11 protein-coding genes are annotated in these 15,201 nt (G+C 55.8%); 9 read left to right on the plus strand and 2 right to left on the minus strand.

Annotated features, from left to right (window positions below; all coding sequences use genetic code 11):
- Nucleotides 1-67: 67 nt before the first annotated feature.
- The 9 genes from F1728_RS26605 to F1728_RS26640 all read left to right on the plus strand — a co-directional run bounded on the left by F1728_RS26605 (nucleotide 68) and on the right by F1728_RS26640 (nucleotide 13,424).
- Entirely contained in the window at nucleotides 68-1,240 is a 1,173-nt protein-coding gene (locus F1728_RS26605) for a serine/threonine-protein kinase (protein ID WP_155366572.1), read from the plus strand.
- A gap of 173 nt (nucleotides 1,241-1,413) precedes the next feature.
- Entirely contained in the window at nucleotides 1,414-2,322 is a 909-nt protein-coding gene (locus tag F1728_RS26610) for an SGNH/GDSL hydrolase family protein (protein ID WP_155366573.1), read from the plus strand.
- A gap of 66 nt (nucleotides 2,323-2,388) precedes the next feature.
- Nucleotides 2,389-5,169 carry a PVC-type heme-binding CxxCH protein gene (locus F1728_RS26615; protein WP_228030360.1) on the plus strand — a complete coding sequence of 927 codons (2,781 nt, stop codon included), beginning with the start codon at nucleotides 2,389-2,391 and terminating at the stop codon, nucleotides 5,167-5,169.
- Complete coding sequence (locus F1728_RS31915; protein ID WP_228030361.1) at nucleotides 5,166-5,873, plus strand: hypothetical protein; 708 nt, start codon at nucleotides 5,166-5,168, stop codon at nucleotides 5,871-5,873. Before F1728_RS26615 ends, F1728_RS31915 begins: the two co-directional genes overlap by 4 nt.
- 210 nt (nucleotides 5,874-6,083) lie before the next feature.
- Complete coding sequence (locus tag F1728_RS26620) at nucleotides 6,084-7,577, plus strand: aldehyde dehydrogenase family protein (RefSeq protein ID WP_155366574.1); 1,494 nt, start codon at nucleotides 6,084-6,086, stop codon at nucleotides 7,575-7,577.
- A gap of 300 nt (nucleotides 7,578-7,877) precedes the next feature.
- Nucleotides 7,878-9,452, plus strand: a complete 1,575-nt coding sequence (locus tag F1728_RS26625) for a DUF1549 domain-containing protein (protein WP_155366575.1) — start codon at nucleotides 7,878-7,880, stop codon at nucleotides 9,450-9,452.
- 56 nt (nucleotides 9,453-9,508) lie between these two features.
- Nucleotides 9,509-11,053 carry a DUF1553 domain-containing protein gene (locus F1728_RS26630; protein WP_155366576.1) on the plus strand — a complete coding sequence of 515 codons (1,545 nt, stop codon included), beginning with the start codon at nucleotides 9,509-9,511 and terminating at the stop codon, nucleotides 11,051-11,053.
- 2 nt (nucleotides 11,054-11,055) lie between these two features.
- Nucleotides 11,056-12,513 carry a DUF1501 domain-containing protein gene (locus F1728_RS26635; RefSeq protein ID WP_149344477.1) on the plus strand — a complete coding sequence of 486 codons (1,458 nt, stop codon included), beginning with the start codon at nucleotides 11,056-11,058 and terminating at the stop codon, nucleotides 12,511-12,513.
- Nucleotides 12,514-12,854: 341 nt separating this feature from the next.
- On the plus strand, nucleotides 12,855-13,424 hold the full coding sequence (locus F1728_RS26640; RefSeq protein WP_155366577.1) for a tetratricopeptide repeat protein: 570 nt from the start codon (nucleotides 12,855-12,857) through the stop codon (nucleotides 13,422-13,424).
- A 173-nt stretch (nucleotides 13,425-13,597) separates the two neighbouring features.
- On the opposite strand, the gene F1728_RS26645 is transcribed toward F1728_RS26640, so the two are convergent.
- Together F1728_RS26645 and F1728_RS26650 are read right to left on the minus strand one after the other, a co-directional pair.
- On the minus strand, nucleotides 13,598-13,873 hold the full coding sequence (locus F1728_RS26645) for a hypothetical protein (protein ID WP_155366578.1): 276 nt from the start codon (nucleotides 13,871-13,873) through the stop codon (nucleotides 13,598-13,600).
- Nucleotides 13,804-14,373, minus strand: coding sequence for a hypothetical protein (locus F1728_RS26650; protein ID WP_155366579.1), 570 nt, complete (start codon nucleotides 14,371-14,373; stop codon nucleotides 13,804-13,806). The genes F1728_RS26645 and F1728_RS26650 overlap by 70 nt, the downstream gene beginning before the upstream one ends.
- Nucleotides 14,374-15,201: the final 828 nt, after the last annotated feature.

Genomic DNA, 15,201 nt, shown 5'->3' on the forward strand with positions numbered 1-15,201 from the left:
TGTGGACGTTTTCCCTCATCATGAGGAAACGGGAAAGCCCTCCTTTCTCTGACTATCTGGATTTCCATTGACCGATCACGATTCTGCAACATCCGCAACGATCTCTAAACTGGAGAAACAGTATCGACAGTTACTCGACAATAATTGTCTCGAGTGGCAGAACCAGCGCCAGTTTTCACGCTGCCTGGGGATTGGCGGACAGGGTGTCGTTTACCTGAGCGCGAGAGAAGGTGCAGACGGGTTCAGCATTCCGGTGGCACTCAAGCTCTTCTCCCCCAAACGGTATGCAGACTGTACTGACTATCAGAGCGAAATGGCTCGTTTATCACAGGTCGCCGCACGCGTGGCACGAGTTCAGGAAAATCACCTGGTTGCCGTGCAGAACTTCGTGAAACGCAATGAAATATATATCATGGAAATGGAGTGGGTCGATGGCTACGACTTGCGGAGCCTGCTCACTCCCGCCACGTTCAAACAGATTCGGGAACAGGTTACCCGCCGTCGCTGGAGGACATTGAATAACAATGTCTTCACCCGTGGTGTGCAGCAGCCGCGCCTCAAGCCGGGAGTGGCGGTTGCTATTCTCCGCGAGTGTCTGGCTGCACTAGCCGCCCTGCATCGCAATGAAATTATTCACTGCGATATGAAACCGGCGAACATCATGCTCAAACGGAGCGGGAACGCCAAGATCATCGATATCGGATCCGCCATCGACTTGAATAACCTCCCGGAGAATCATGCCTGTACGCCTACGTATGCGGCTCCTGAAGTACTCTCCGGGAATCGGGCGACCGCCCAATCCGATCTGGCCAGCCTGGGTTACATTCTGATTGAAGTCATCACCGGTTTTCAGCCGTTTGCGAATCTCAAGTATGCTCAACTGGTCAAAGCGAAACAGAATATTCTGCAGCAGTTGCCCCAATGGTTTCCTGCGGAAGAATTCGCGTTAAGTGAACCGCTGATGAAGCTCATTCACCGTCTTGTGCATCCCGATCCTGCGGAACGGTTTCCCAGTGCGGAAGCAGCAGAACTGGGAGAAGATGGTGCCGCGGAATTTCATCGACTGCTGGTGAAAAGTGATCTGCCGAGCGACTATGAAAACGAATTGCGACTGTGGATCGAAGAAGTCGAAACGGATTATTTCGAATCGACGCAACCTGCCGCCGATCCCGGTACGACTGTGTTCACCACTCGCGCCTGGGATGGTGACGATGATCCGGGTTATTCACTCAAATCCTGAATGCAGATCTACCGCTGATAATTTACAAAGCTAATAAAAGATCCCTCCTTCAGCCGCTCTGAGATTGCAGAATCCCGTTTAAAATTCGAGATTCCTGATTTGCCGTACCCCGCGGATGCTGCTATTTTAACGTAATAAATATATTGACCCCTTAGCATCGATCGAGGTACTCCGTGAAACAGCGACTCATTCCCTGCCTGCTCCTCTGTATCTGCCTGTTAACACAAGTGGCTGATGCAGCCCCGCCTCCGCTCAAATTAAAATCAGGTGATCGCGTGATCTTCCTGGGTAACACGATGATCGAGCGTGCTCAGAAATTCGGTCGCTGGGAAAGCGTGTTTTTACGCAGCTTTCCGGAAGCGAAACTCTCCTTCCGGAACCTGGGCTGGAGTGGTGACACTGTCTGGGCCGATTCGCGCGGCATCTTTGATCCCCCGGCTGTCGGTTACCAGCGGATGATCAAGCAGATTGAAGAACTCAAACCAACATTGATCGTGCTGGGTTATGGCGGCAATGAAGCGTTTGCCGGCGAAAAGGGACTGCCGGCTTTTGAGAATCAGCTGCATAAACTGCTGACCGATCTGAAGTCCACCGAGGCGAAGATTCTCATCGTCTCTCCCCATCGTTACGAAAACCAGGGAGCACCTCTGCCCGATCCCGCGGAACACAATCGGGATCTCAAGGTTTATGCTGATGCGCTGCAGCAGATCGCTCACAAAGGCAATTATTATTTTGTCGATCTGTATAATCAGTTGATTCCCGAACCTGCCGGTGATCCGGGACTGAAGTGGACAACGAACAGTATCCACCTGACAGATGCGGGTTACCAGAAGGCAGCCGAGATTATTGCGGCCAACCTGGGATTACAGCCCATCACACTCACGCGTGACATCGATCAGCAGGTGCGTGATTTAACCTTTGAGAAGAACCGCCAGTATTTCTACAACTGGCGCCCGCAGAACATTACTTATCTGCTGGGATTCCGCAAACATGAGCAGGGGCAGAATGCCAAAGAACTGCCGCAGTTCATTCCTCTGATTGAAAAGAACGAAGCGGAGATACACAGTCTGGTCTCCCAGTAGCTGCTTGAGCTCTCTGTCTTCTGTTTTTTCTTACTTGATTCATCTGATCTCTAAAGGATCGTTTCTGTGATAAAATCAGCCGCACTATTTCTGCCTCGCTTTGTCGTCTGTTTTGCCTGTCTGCTGACCCTGTTGACCGGTTCCCTCGCCTGGGCGCAACGGGACCTGACCGATATTCCGCCTCCCGATCCGGAACTGGAACGTAAGTCGTTCAAAGTCGCGGAAGGGTTCGAAGTGAACCTGTATGCCGCCGATCCGCAGATCGCCAAACCGATTCAGATGAACTTTGATCCGCAGGGACGGCTCTGGATTGCGTCATCGGAAATTTATCCGCATATCAAACCGGGTGAAAAGGCCAACGACAAGATTCTGGTTGTCGAAGATAAAGATGGAGACGGCGTTGCAGATAAGACGACGGTATTCGCTGATGGCCTGCTGATTCCCACGGCCGTGATGCCGGGCGACGGCGGTGCATATGTCGGCAACAGCACCGAACTGCTGCATCTGAAAGACACTGACGGAGACGGCAAGGCGGATGTCCGCAAAACTGAGCTGACCGGTTTCGGTACTGAAGATACACATCATATTGTGCACACCCTCCGCTATGGGCCGGGCGGGCACCTGTATTTCAATCAGTCAATTTATATTCATAGTCACATTGAAACGCCTTACGGTGTGCGTCGCCTCAATGGTGGCGGCATCTGGAAGTACCGCCCCGAGTCGATGGACCTGGAAGTGGTCATGCGGGGGATGGTCAACAGCTGGGGGCATCACTTTGATCGCTGGGGACAGTCGTTCTGTACCGACGGTGCTTATGGTGAAGGGATTAACTACACGTTTCCCGGCGCTGCCTTCGTGACGGCGGTCGGCATGGATCGAATTCTGAAAGGTCTCAATCCCGGCAGTCCCAAACATTGTGGCCTGGAAATTCTGAGTGGGCGCCACCTCCCCGAGGACTGGCAGGGGAATATGATTACCAACGACTTCCGCGGGCATCGCGTCTGCCGGTTTGTCGTGACGGAAAGTGAATCGGGCTATGTTTCGCGCGAACAGGTCGAGCTGATTAAAACCGATCACGTCGCGTTCCGTCCGATTGACGTCAAGATGGGACCCGACGGTGCGATCTACATTGCCGACTGGTACAACCCGATCATTCAACACGGTGAAGTCGACTTCCGCGATCCACGTCGCGATCATACACATGGTCGTATCTGGCGCGTGACTTACAAAGGCAAGCCGACGCTGCCACGTCCGAACCTGGTAGGTGCCTCGACTGAGGAACTGTTCGAGTATCTCAAAGCACCGGAAGAGTGGACCCGTCAGAATGCCAAGAATGTGCTGCGGGAACGGGGCCGTGCGAAAGTCGAAGGGGAACTGAAAACCTGGTTGAGCAAGCTGGATCCACAGGATCCTCAATATGAACACAATCGACTGGAAGGCCTCTGGGTTGCCGAGTGCATCAGCAGCCCACAGCCTGAGTTGCTCAAGGCCTGTCTGCAGGCGAAAGACGGGCGTGCCCGGGCTGCCGCAGTTCGTGTGGCGAAGGAATGGAAAGACGAAGTGCCTGACACCTACGCCTTGATCGCACCCCTGGCGAATGACAAGCATCCCCGGGTCAGGCTGGAAGCGGTACGGGCACTCTCTGCCTACGATCAGCCCAGTGTGCTCAACGATGCGTACCAGGCACTCAATCATCCTGTGGATGAGTTTCTGGATTATGCACTCTGGCTGACCACCCGCGAAACCCGTGAGATCTGGCTGCCGCAGGTGCTGGAAGGGAAATCCGATCTGCAGAAGGATCCACGGAAGCTGACCTTTGCCCTGACGGCGATCAATTCTCCCGAAGTGACACCCGTGATCACAAAGCTGATTAAAGAGGGACAGATGCCGGACAGTCAGCTGCAGAGCGGTCTGAACCTGATGGCGAAGTTCGGAAATGATAAGGACCTGCAGCAGCTGTTTGCCCACGCTCTGGATGCGAAAACGAAACCGGCTCAGCAGGCAGCCATCCTGCGGGCACTGGCCCAGGCATTTCAGGCACGGAAAGTCCGCCCTGCGGGGAATCTGGGAGAACTGCAGCAGTTGTTCGGTTCGAAAGATCCTGCTGTGCAGCAGGCTGCCATCGATTGTGCCGGTCTGTGGAAAATCGAATCATTGCAGACCCCGATTCGCGAACTGGCTGAATCGGGGAAAACACAGGCCGGGCTCCGCAACACGAGTCTGTTTGCACTGGCACGCCTGGGAGGCAAGGAAAACCAGACGCTGTTACTTAAGCTGAGCCAGAAAGATCCCTCGGTGGATCTGCGGATTGCTGCCATCGCGGCGCTGGCGGAAGTGAATGTCAAACAGGCCGCAGCGCAGGCAGTGAGCCTGATGAACGGCGATGCTGCTCCCGCGCAACTGTCAGCTGTGGCGAATATCTTCCTGCAGCGAAAGGGGGGCGTGGGCGTTCTGGTGAATGCTCTGAAAGGGAAAACCATCTCCAAAGATGCTGCGATTCAGCTGAGCCGCCTGGTGCAGTCGTCCGGTCGGGGGAACCCAAACTTGGAGAAAGCGATTGCCACTGCAGGGGGGCTGTCCAGCAGTGGTGCACCGCAGCCGGTTAAGCTCTCACCGGAAGAGATGGCACAACTCATCAAGGAAGTACGGACCAGTGGAAATCCACAACGCGGGGAAGCGATTTTCCGCCGCGAGAATCTGTCTTGTCTGAAATGTCACGCGATTGGTGGTGCCGGCGGTAAGGTCGGTCCCGATATCATCAGCCTGGGGGAAGCTCTCAGCCGGATTACATTGTCGAATCACTGCTCGATCCGAATAAAGCGGTCAAAGAGAATTACAATGCGGTGACGGTTGTCACCGTGCAGGGGAAGGTCCATTCGGGCGTTCTGGTGCGACGGACCGACAGCCAGCTGGTCCTGCGGGATGCCAACGACAACCTGATGAACGTTCCCCTGGATCAGATCGACGATGAAACGCCGGCGGCGTCATTGATGCCCGTGGGTCTTCTGGACAAACTGACGCGTCAGGAACTGGTGGACCTGGTTCGCTTCCTGTCGGAACTGGGCAAAACAGACGCGTATACGATTGGTAAAGATCGCGTGGTGCGTCGCTGGCGGGTGATGAAGAATACTCCCGAAGCAATGAACGCGATCCGCAGAACGCGGCATGCTACCGCGGCGACCGACAACCCGGCGTTTGTCTGGGAGCCGGCTTACAGCCGCGTAGATGGGAATCTGCCCCTCGACCAGCTGGAAGAGATCGGCCGACTGCACGTTTCGAAGCGGGCCCGCGGCGCCGCGTTCCTGCGCTGCGAACTCGATGCCACAACGGCCGGCAAAGCGGTTCTGAAATTCAACTCGGTCGATGGATTGAAGCTGTGGATCGGTGAAAAACCGGTTGCCCTCCAGCCGAAAACCGAAGTCGAACTCCAGAAGGGCATCAACACTCTGACGTTTGCGGTCGAACTGCTGCCCGAACGCGATGTACTGCGACTGGAGGTCGAGGATGCGAAAGACTCTCCGGCACAGGTACAGATTGTGGGCGGGAAGTGAGTTATTTTACAGGCTGGTGAAATACTGGTCTGCGAAAATCGCGTTTAGCGTTTAAATTTCAATGTGATTGCGGTTATGATGAACCCTGACAGCACGATGCTGTCGGGGACAATTTAACGCAAGAAGTCGGTTCCGGGTTCCGTCGCCTGCGACAGGGACTGCTGGGAGCCGTAGCTATTTATTCTACATCACATTGAACAGGAGCGCGCGATGTCAACCACAACAGCCAGTGAACTGTATCCCGAAGTCAAAGCCTTTCTGGAAGAGGGGACGCTGAAGGGAGTCGTCGGGGGTAAAGAGGTCGAATCTGCGGGTGGCGAGACGTTCGTGACGTCGGATCCCGGCTCGGGCAAACAGCTGGCAGAAGTCTTCAGCTTTCAGCCGGGTGATGTCGACATGGCCGTGGATGTGGCTGATGCCGCTTTCCGCAAGACCGGCTGGGCCGAAATGCCCCAGAACGAACGCAGTGCTCTGCTGCATCGCCTGGCGGACGCCGTCGAAAAACACAAACCGATGATTGCCCAGCTCGAAGCGCTGGACGCCGGTAAGATTGAAGCCCAGGCCCAGGGGGATGTGCAGAACTTCGTCGATACGATGCGGTACTTCGCCGACCTGGCCCAGCACGTGCAGCGACGATCGGTTCTGGCCGTTCCTCAGCACGAAGCCTGGACCGTGCGTCAGCCTTACGGTGCCTGCGGATTTATCTTCCCGTGGAACTTCCCTTTCCTGCTGATCGGTTGGGGGATTGCTCCGGCTCTGGCAGCAGGGAATACCGTGGTCATCAAGCCGGCGGAAGATACGCCGATGTCGGCGATCTACCTGGCTCGTCTGGCGAAAGAAGCCGGTATTCCGGATGGCGTGATCAACGTTGTGCCCGGCTATGGGGCGGTTGCGGGAGCGGCGCTGTCGGGGAATCCGAAGCTGAAGCGGATGTCGTTTACCGGATCGCCCGAAGTCGGTCGCCTGGTGGCGGAGTCCTGCGGTGCGAACCTGGTGCCTGTCAAACTGGAGCTGGGCGGCAAAGGGGCTGCGGTGGTCTTCAGTGACGTCGATGTTCCCGATACGGCTCAGAAGCTGGTGAATGCGATTACCTTCCACACCGGTCAGGTTTGCTGCGATGCGACCCGCTGGTTGATTGACGAAAACATTTACGATCACTTTGTAAGTGAATGTGTCGATCGTCTGAAGAAGGTACAGGTTGGTTATCAGCTGAATGAAGACAGCCAGATGGGACCGGTCGTCAATGCGAAGCAGCATCAGCGGGTGTTGTCTTACCTCGAGAAGGGGCAGGCTGAAGGGGCCGAATGCGTGCTCGAAGGGGGCGCTGCTGAGGTGCCCGGTTATGAAGGTTACTATGTGAAGCCGGCGTTGATGGCCGGTTCGCTGGATAACGTGGCGGCTCGCGAAGAGATCTTCGGGCCTGTGGCTTACCTGGCACCGTTTAAGACCGAAGAGCAGGCGATTCAGATGACCAACTCGACCGACTACGGTCTGGCGAACAGCGTCTGGACTTCTGACCTGAGCCGAGCGTCACGTGTGGCGGAAGCGATGTGTGCCGGCAACAGCTGGATCAACGCTCATAATGTGTTCGCACATGGTGTACCTTATGCCGGGATCAACAAGAGCGGCATGGGGGGCGGCGTGCTCTCCGTGGAAACGCTGTTTGATTACTGGCGAAGCCTGTCGGTGGTTCGTCCGCTGTAAGACGATGTATAACTGAACTGAAACGCTCTGCAGGTCGATTCTCCGGGTGAGATCTGTGGGGCGTTTTTTATTGCGCAGCTTGACTGTTTTTGCCTGAATAAGCGGATTTAACTGCAGGCACGCTAATTAGTTGGCGTTCACCCGAACATTGCTTGACAGGCCTTATCCGGCGCCTCTAAGATCAGTATTAGCGATGCACTCGCTGGGACCCACCTGTTCTCCCGGACCATGATGGCATGGTTCGGCTTCTGAGAGACGCACCAGCATCGCTGTAAGATGATCATCTACGGGGCATGAAGTATGCGTTCCCTTTTGCTGCGAAGCGGGCTGCTCGTACTGGCGGTCGGCGTTACCTGTCTGACACTGTTTGCCGAGGCAGATCCGAAGTCGAAACCAACGACGACGGCCGAAACCGGAGTGGCCGAAACCAGTGCGACCGAAGCGGGCATCGATTTCAATCGCGATATCCGTCCGATTCTATCCAACAACTGTTTCTTCTGTCATGGTCCCGATGAAAAGCATCGAGAGGCCGATCTGCGACTGGATACGAAAGCGGGGGCGTTTGCCTCTGCGATTGTGCCGGGCAAGCTGAATGAGAGTGCCCTGATCGAGCGGATTATCTCGACAGACGATGATATCAAAATGCCGCCTGCGGACTCGGGCAAGTCACTCAAGCCGGAAGAGATCGAGTTGATCAAACGCTGGGTGCAGTCGGGAGCCGCCTGGCAGGAGCACTGGGCCTACGTCAAACCGGAACGGGCAAAGCTGCCAAAAGTCAAACAGGCCGACTGGCCGCGGAATGCGATCGATTACTTCGTCCTGTCGCGACTGGAAAAGGAAGGGCTCAAACCCTCACCGGAAGCGGATCGCCGGACCCTGGTGCGTCGGCTCTACCTGGATCTGCTGGGGCTACCGCCCACGGCTGAGGAAGTCGACGCGTTTGTGAATTCAAAGGACCCCCAGGCTTACGAGAAACTGATTGATCGTCTGCTGGAGACTCCCGAGTATGCAGAGCGGATGACGCTGAAGTGGCTCGACCTGGCACGCTATGCGGACACGAACGGTTACTCCATCGATGGGGGCCGCCACATGTGGCTCTGGCGGGACTGGGTGATCGATGCCTTCCACAAGAATAAACCGTACAACGAATTTATCACCGAACAGATTGCCGGTGACCTGTTACCGAATGCGACGCCCTGGCAGCAAGTGGCGACGGGCTTCAACCGCAATCACATGATTACGCACGAAGGGGGGACGATTCCCGAAGAGAACCTGGTCAACTACACCGTCGACCGGGTAAAGACGACGTCGGAAGTCTTCCTGGGACTTACGATGGGATGTGCCCAGTGTCATAATCATAAATACGACCCGATTACGATGAAGGACTTCTATCAGTTCTACGCCTATTTCAATCGTCTGGATGATCGCGGACTGGACGGGAACAGCGGAATCAACGCCGGTCCCAAGCTGGCGGTGAAGACGCAGCTGTCCTTCGCTGCGGAAGAACTGAAGTCGCTGGATCAGGAACTGGCGCAGGTCGAACAGGCACTCGCGCATCCTGATGAAACGCAGCTGGCTGCCTGGATTGCCCAGACAAAACAGGAACTCGCACAGCGGGGAAAAGGCCTGAAGCTGCACGAGCTGAGTGTGGTCAAGGTGTCTGATCCCAATACGCGGAGTGCCTTTGAGGTCAGTGACGAGGGGCATGTGCTGGCGCTGGCAGCCAGTGGGCGGTCGCCTTCGATTTCGCTGAAAGTCGGCGCAGACGTCGACCAACTGGATGGCTTGCGGATCGTGTTTTACCCGAACGAGAAACTGCCCGAAGGGGGCATTGGTCACGGTAAGAAAGAGTCGTTCCCGGGGGCTTCATTCTGACCAGCTTTGCTGCGTCGGGAACCGCGATTCCCTCCGATCAGCTCGACCTGTATGCGATGTTGAATGTCGCGAAGATCACCGCAAGCCGATCTCACCCCGATTACCCGGCGGCTGACTGTCTCGATCCCCGGGATCACAACGGCTGGTCACCCGCACCGGAAAACAAGCAGCAGCAACATCTGACTGTGACCTTTGATCAGCCTTACGATACGAAGGATTCGAAGTATATTACGGTGATGCTGGTCTGGGGCGGCGGTCAGTTCGGCGGACGCCAGGCGTTGATGGCCGGTGATTATCAGGTCTTCGGGATGACCGGGACCGATGACGGGACCATCATTCCCGAAGCGATTCAGCAGATCCTGGCGACAGATGCCACGGACCGCGACGCGAAACAGACGGCGGCTCTGAAAGCTTACTACAGCGGGATCGCTCCCGAACTCGAGAATCTGCGTTATCAGCGGGAGAATCTCAAGGAACGCCGCAAGATGCTGACCGATTCGTTTGAGACGATGGTCATGAACACGGCGAAGAAGCCGCGGGAGACGTTCATTCTGAACCGGGGGCAGTACGATCAGCCGACCGAAAAAGTGTCGATGGGTGTGCCCGGGTTCCTGCCGGGAGCGTCTCAGCAGGAATCGGAGAATCGTCTGGCCTTGGCCCAGTGGCTGACATCGCGTGAGAATCCTCTGGTGACCCGGGTCGCGGTGAACCGGTTCTGGGAAATGCTGTTTGGTCAGGGAATTGTTTCAACGTCCGCTGACTTCGGTTCGCAGGGGGATCCCCCGACGCATCCCCGACTGTTGGACTGGCTGGCGGTGGAGTTTTATGAATCGGGCTGGGATGTCAAACACATCATGAAGCAGATTCTGATGTCGGCGACCTATCGTCAGTCCTCGGCGGGAACGCCGGAGCTCTGGAAAGAGGATCCGCAGAACCGACTGCTGGCCCGTGGTGCCCGGTTCCGGCTGCAGGCGGAAGCCATTCGTGATGCGACGCTGAAGGTCTCCGGGCTGCTGGTCGAGCGTGTGGGCGGGGCGAGTGTGAACCCGTATCAGCCGGAAGGGTTGTGGCGGGAAGTGAGCCATTACGGCAGTTCGCCGGCGACCGCGCAGGTCTTCGTGCAGGATCACGGCGAGAAACTGTATCGCCGGAGTATGTATACCTACTGGAAGCGGACGGTACCGCCGCCGAACATGCAGACATTTGATGCCCCGAACCGCGAAGTCTGCCTGGTGAGCCGGGCTCGTACGAATACGCCGCTGCAGTCCCTGGTGCTGTTGAATGATGTGCAATTCGTGGAAGCGTCTCGCAAGTTCGCGGAGCGGATCATGCTGGAAGGGGGGGCTTCGCCTGAGGAACGAATCACGTTTGCGTTCCGCGAAGCCCTGGGACGACCGCCGGCGGAGTGGGAGTTAGAGACTACGCTGGCTGCTTATCAGCGTGAGCTGAAAAACTACCAGGCGGCACCTGAAGCGGCGCGATCGCTGTTGTCGCAGGGGGAATCGACGAGCGATGCGAGTCTGAACCCAGCGGAAGTCGCGGCATGGACGACCGTGGGAAGTATGCTGTTCAACACTTATGAATTTATGACGCGAGGGTAAGCATGGACCCGGTATTTGAATACGAACGTAATCTGACACGACGGACACTGCTGGGACGCTCGGCCCGCGGCATTGGTGGAGCGGCATTAGCGAGTCTGCTCTATCCGGAACTGTTCAACCAGAGTGCCTCCGCTGAGGCGATCCCGGCTGCAGTCCAACAGGTCGCACCCCGGGCGAAGCGGATTATCTACCTGTTTCAGTCGGGCGGTCCTTCACATGTGGATCTGTTCGATTACAAACCCGTACTACGGAAGCTCCACGGTTCGGATCTGCCCGATTCCGTGAAGGGAACCCAACGCGTGACCGGCATGACGGCCCGACAGAAGTCGTTTCCTGTCGTCGCGCCGTTCTGGGAGATGAAACAGTGCGGAGAACATCAGACGTGGATCAGCGAACAGCTGCCGCATACACAGACGATTGCCGATGATATTACGATTGTCAAATCGGTGAATACCGAGGCCATCAATCACGATCCAGCGATCACCTATATTAATACGGGTTCACAGCAGATCGGCCATGCGAGCATGGGCGCCTGGTTGAGTTACGGACTCGGAAGTGAGAACGAAAATCTGCCCGCCTACATGGTGATGCTGTCACAGGGTACGGGGAAAAATCCAGGGCAGCCGCTGTTTGACCGGCTGTGGGGTTCGGGATATCTGCCCCCCAGTCACCAGGGAGTGAAGCTGCGGCCTGGTTCGAGTCCGGTGCTGTACCTGTCTAATCCGGCGGGTATCGACCGTAAACAGCGGCGGAAGCTGCTGGACGACCTGGCGACACTCAACCGGGGACAGGCGGAAGAAATTGGCGATCCCGAAATTCAGGCGCGTATTAATTCTTACGAAATGGCTTATCGGATGCAGACTTCGGTCCCCGATCTGATGGACCTCTCGAGTGAGACTCAGAAAACGTTTGAAATGTACGGACCCGAATCTCGGAAGCCGGGGAGCTTTGCAGCGAACTGTCTGTTGGCCCGCCGGATGACTGAACGTGGTGTGCGGTTTGTGCAACTGTTCCATCGCGGCTGGGATCAGCACGTGTCGCTGAAGAGCCAGCTGCCGAACCAGTGCCTGGACGTGGATCAGCCCTCCGCGGCGTTGATCAAGGATCTCAAACAGAGGGGGCTGCTGGATGAGACACTGGTGATCTGGGGAGGCGAATTCGGCCGGACCGTTTACAGCCAGGGTGCCATCGGCAGCCCGAGTGCCGGCCGGGACCATCATGGACGCTGCTTCTCGATCTGGATGGCGGGCGGCGGAATTAAGCGTGGTTTCGAATATGGGAAGACCGACGACTTCTGTTACAACGTCGTTGAGAACCCGGTGCATATTCGAGATATGAACGCGACGATTCTGCACTGCATGGGGATCGACCATCGCCGACTGACGTTTAAGTATCGCGGCCTGGATGCGCGGCTGACCGGGGTGGAAGAGGCGCATGTGAAACATGACCTGCTGAGTTGAACCTCGAAATACGCGAATGGTTTTGCTACCACGAAAAGCACGAAAGACACGAAAAAAGAGGGACTGTTGGATTGTGCGTGTTTGCTGGACCCGGCTGACGGTAGAGAGGGAATTATGCTTCGCGTGGCGGGCGGCCACATAGGGCCGCCCCTACTTCTGTGCGCGCATCCTGCGGGAAATGAATCATCTTGCGGTAACAGTGGGTTCTGGTTTACATTACGCGCGGAGGGGGTTACTCCTGCCGGTTGCCTGATAGAAATGTTTCTGCTGTAACATGTTGTCCTGAATGGATTTAGGTGGAAATATTTCGGGGGCTGCGGTCGAACAAGGATTGTGATGTGATGCTGAATCTGTCTTTCCGCCTGCTGACGGGTGGGCTATTGCTGATGTGTTGTCTTTCAGCGTGCATCCCCGTTCCGATGCCCAAGCCTGAGCTCTATCGGCCGTTGACGGACTTTACGCCCCAGGATGGCGTTTACGATTTTGAGTCGCAGCAGGCCCGCTTCAATGTGGCGATTGATGATAACCCCCGCGACGCGGATGCCCGCTTTGCGCGTGCGCTGCTCTATATGGGTGTTGGTCGATACGCGTCTGCAGAAGAAGACCTGACGATTGCGATTCAGGTGGCGGAAAAGCAGTCCGATTACGATCCAGAGCGTCTGGCGACCATTTATGTGCATCGAGGGCTGATCCGCTGGAGCGATGAAAAGGTCGCACTGGCCATCGACGATTACTCGCGGGCGATCGAACTCGCGCCGAAGAACTGGGAAGGCTATTTCCACCGCTGGCTGGCGTATCACTTTGAAGGTGAGGAAGAGAAGGCGGAGCAGGATCGTCAGCGTGGTATGAAGCTGGAGCCGGATGTGTTCGACAGGGAATACGTGCTGCGGTATGACGGCATTGTGTTGTAGACCGCGAAGGGCTCGAAATTTAAGCTACCACGAAAGACACGAAAGTGTTGGGGTGCGCAGGGGCTCTCTGACTGGGGAGAATGAGCTGTCAGTTTCCTGCTCGCTGCGCTCGGCCCGAATTGCATTCGGGCCCACCCGGTTTCAGGCTGTTTGTCTTGATCGCTTTGGATTGATCAGTATTGCTTCCATTTTCCGCGGTAGATCACATAGCGGGTGATGCCCTGGTTGGTGACTACCAGCAGGCGCTTGCCGTTTTTCATGTCATAGTAGTCCTGGTAGTTGTCGTCGTAGAGGATCAGGGCTTTGAGGGGTGTTGTGGGGGTGAGCGGGAGGTCGACTTTCTTACCAGTTTCAATGTCCGCCTCGGGGATCTTGACGTTCAGCGGGGGACCTGCTTCGCCATGGTGGTTGATCTCTTGAGCGCATCCCCCTTTTTCACGAAGGCACAATACCGACCGGCGTTGATGAACTTTTTCATTTCCTCACGCCAGTTTTCATTGTACTTGAGGCCAATCTTCAATCGCTGCCAGTCGTAGTCTTCATTGTAAAAGAAGATGCTCAGGCCATTTGTCTCGTAGAAGTTGTCCAGATTCGGGTTCCCCTGATTATTCTGCGGAAGCTTTGCGTTCTTTTTGGGCCTGAGTCGGATCGGCTGGCTTTTACGAATGTGTAAATAGGCTTTACGGATATTTGCCGCCAGTTGCTCATTCTGTTTGTCCAGCTTGAGCTGCGAATAGCCGGCGTAGCCACAGAAGGCGAGTTCGCAGACGTAGTTGTAGTAGTAGACGGGCTCGGCTTCCTGTTCCTGTCGTTGCAGATTTTCATAAAGGACTTTGGAGGGAAAGAAGGAGTCGCCGGGCAGAAAGTTGTCATTGGTGGCGTGCACTGGCGAAAGCAGCGTGAATAGACTGAATAACACAGCCAGGCCTGCGAGAGGGAGACGTTGCATGAGCGAGTCCTTCTGAAACGGCGAGAAGTGAGAGATGGTTTCATTTTGGAATCTTTCGGGGAGAGATGCAAAACATTTCTGGTTGGGTTTTTGTTCGTTGTGGGTGTAGATAGGGTAAGTCTGTAAAGTGTCTGCTGATGCAACTTGAGCACTGGTGGGTAATGTTTACGTCGCCTTGTGCGTGCCGATGTGTAGGATAGCGGGGGTTGTAGAACGAATGATTACAGCAAACCGAGTCGTTTTTTATTGAACGCAACACCGTCAGTTTCCTGCTCGCTGTGCTTGGGCCGAATTTTATTCGGGTGCCGCATCATTCTTTGTTAAACGGCGTCTTGTGGTGGTAATTTACTCCGCATCTATTCTGGATACCGGCGGCTAGCGCCTTGCCGCTCAGTTTATTTTCAACTGGATTGGGGGATTCATGGGGGCGTTGGTCTTTTTCAAAGGGGAGTTGGTCGTGAATGAATTGCTGTTCTGTTTCTATGTTGAATTCTGTGGAAGGGCGCGGGGGCGTCAAGACAGAAATTTGTCCCGATGTGGCCGGATTTTGTCACGCTTTGTCCCGGATTTTGTCCGCGTCTGGCCGGAATGTGTCCTGGTTTGCCCTGAACAATGGAAGGGAACAGGGCGAACCGGTTGGGGAGAGACAGGTGAAATCGTAGTGAAAAACGGGGTGAGTGCAGGTGCTGATTCGTCAGTGGTGCCGAGTGTTCTGGTGGATGTGAACGTGCCTCGCGCGCGAGCCAGAGGGGACCAGCATACGTATCGGGAGGGCCGGTTCAAGTCCTGTTTATTCAGTATTTCATCAGTGAAAATCCCGCAGTCAGG

Origin of the sequence: Gimesia benthica (genome assembly GCF_009720525.1) — a bacterium.
In the GTDB taxonomy this organism is placed as follows: Bacteria; Planctomycetota; Planctomycetia; order Planctomycetales; family Planctomycetaceae; genus Gimesia; species Gimesia benthica.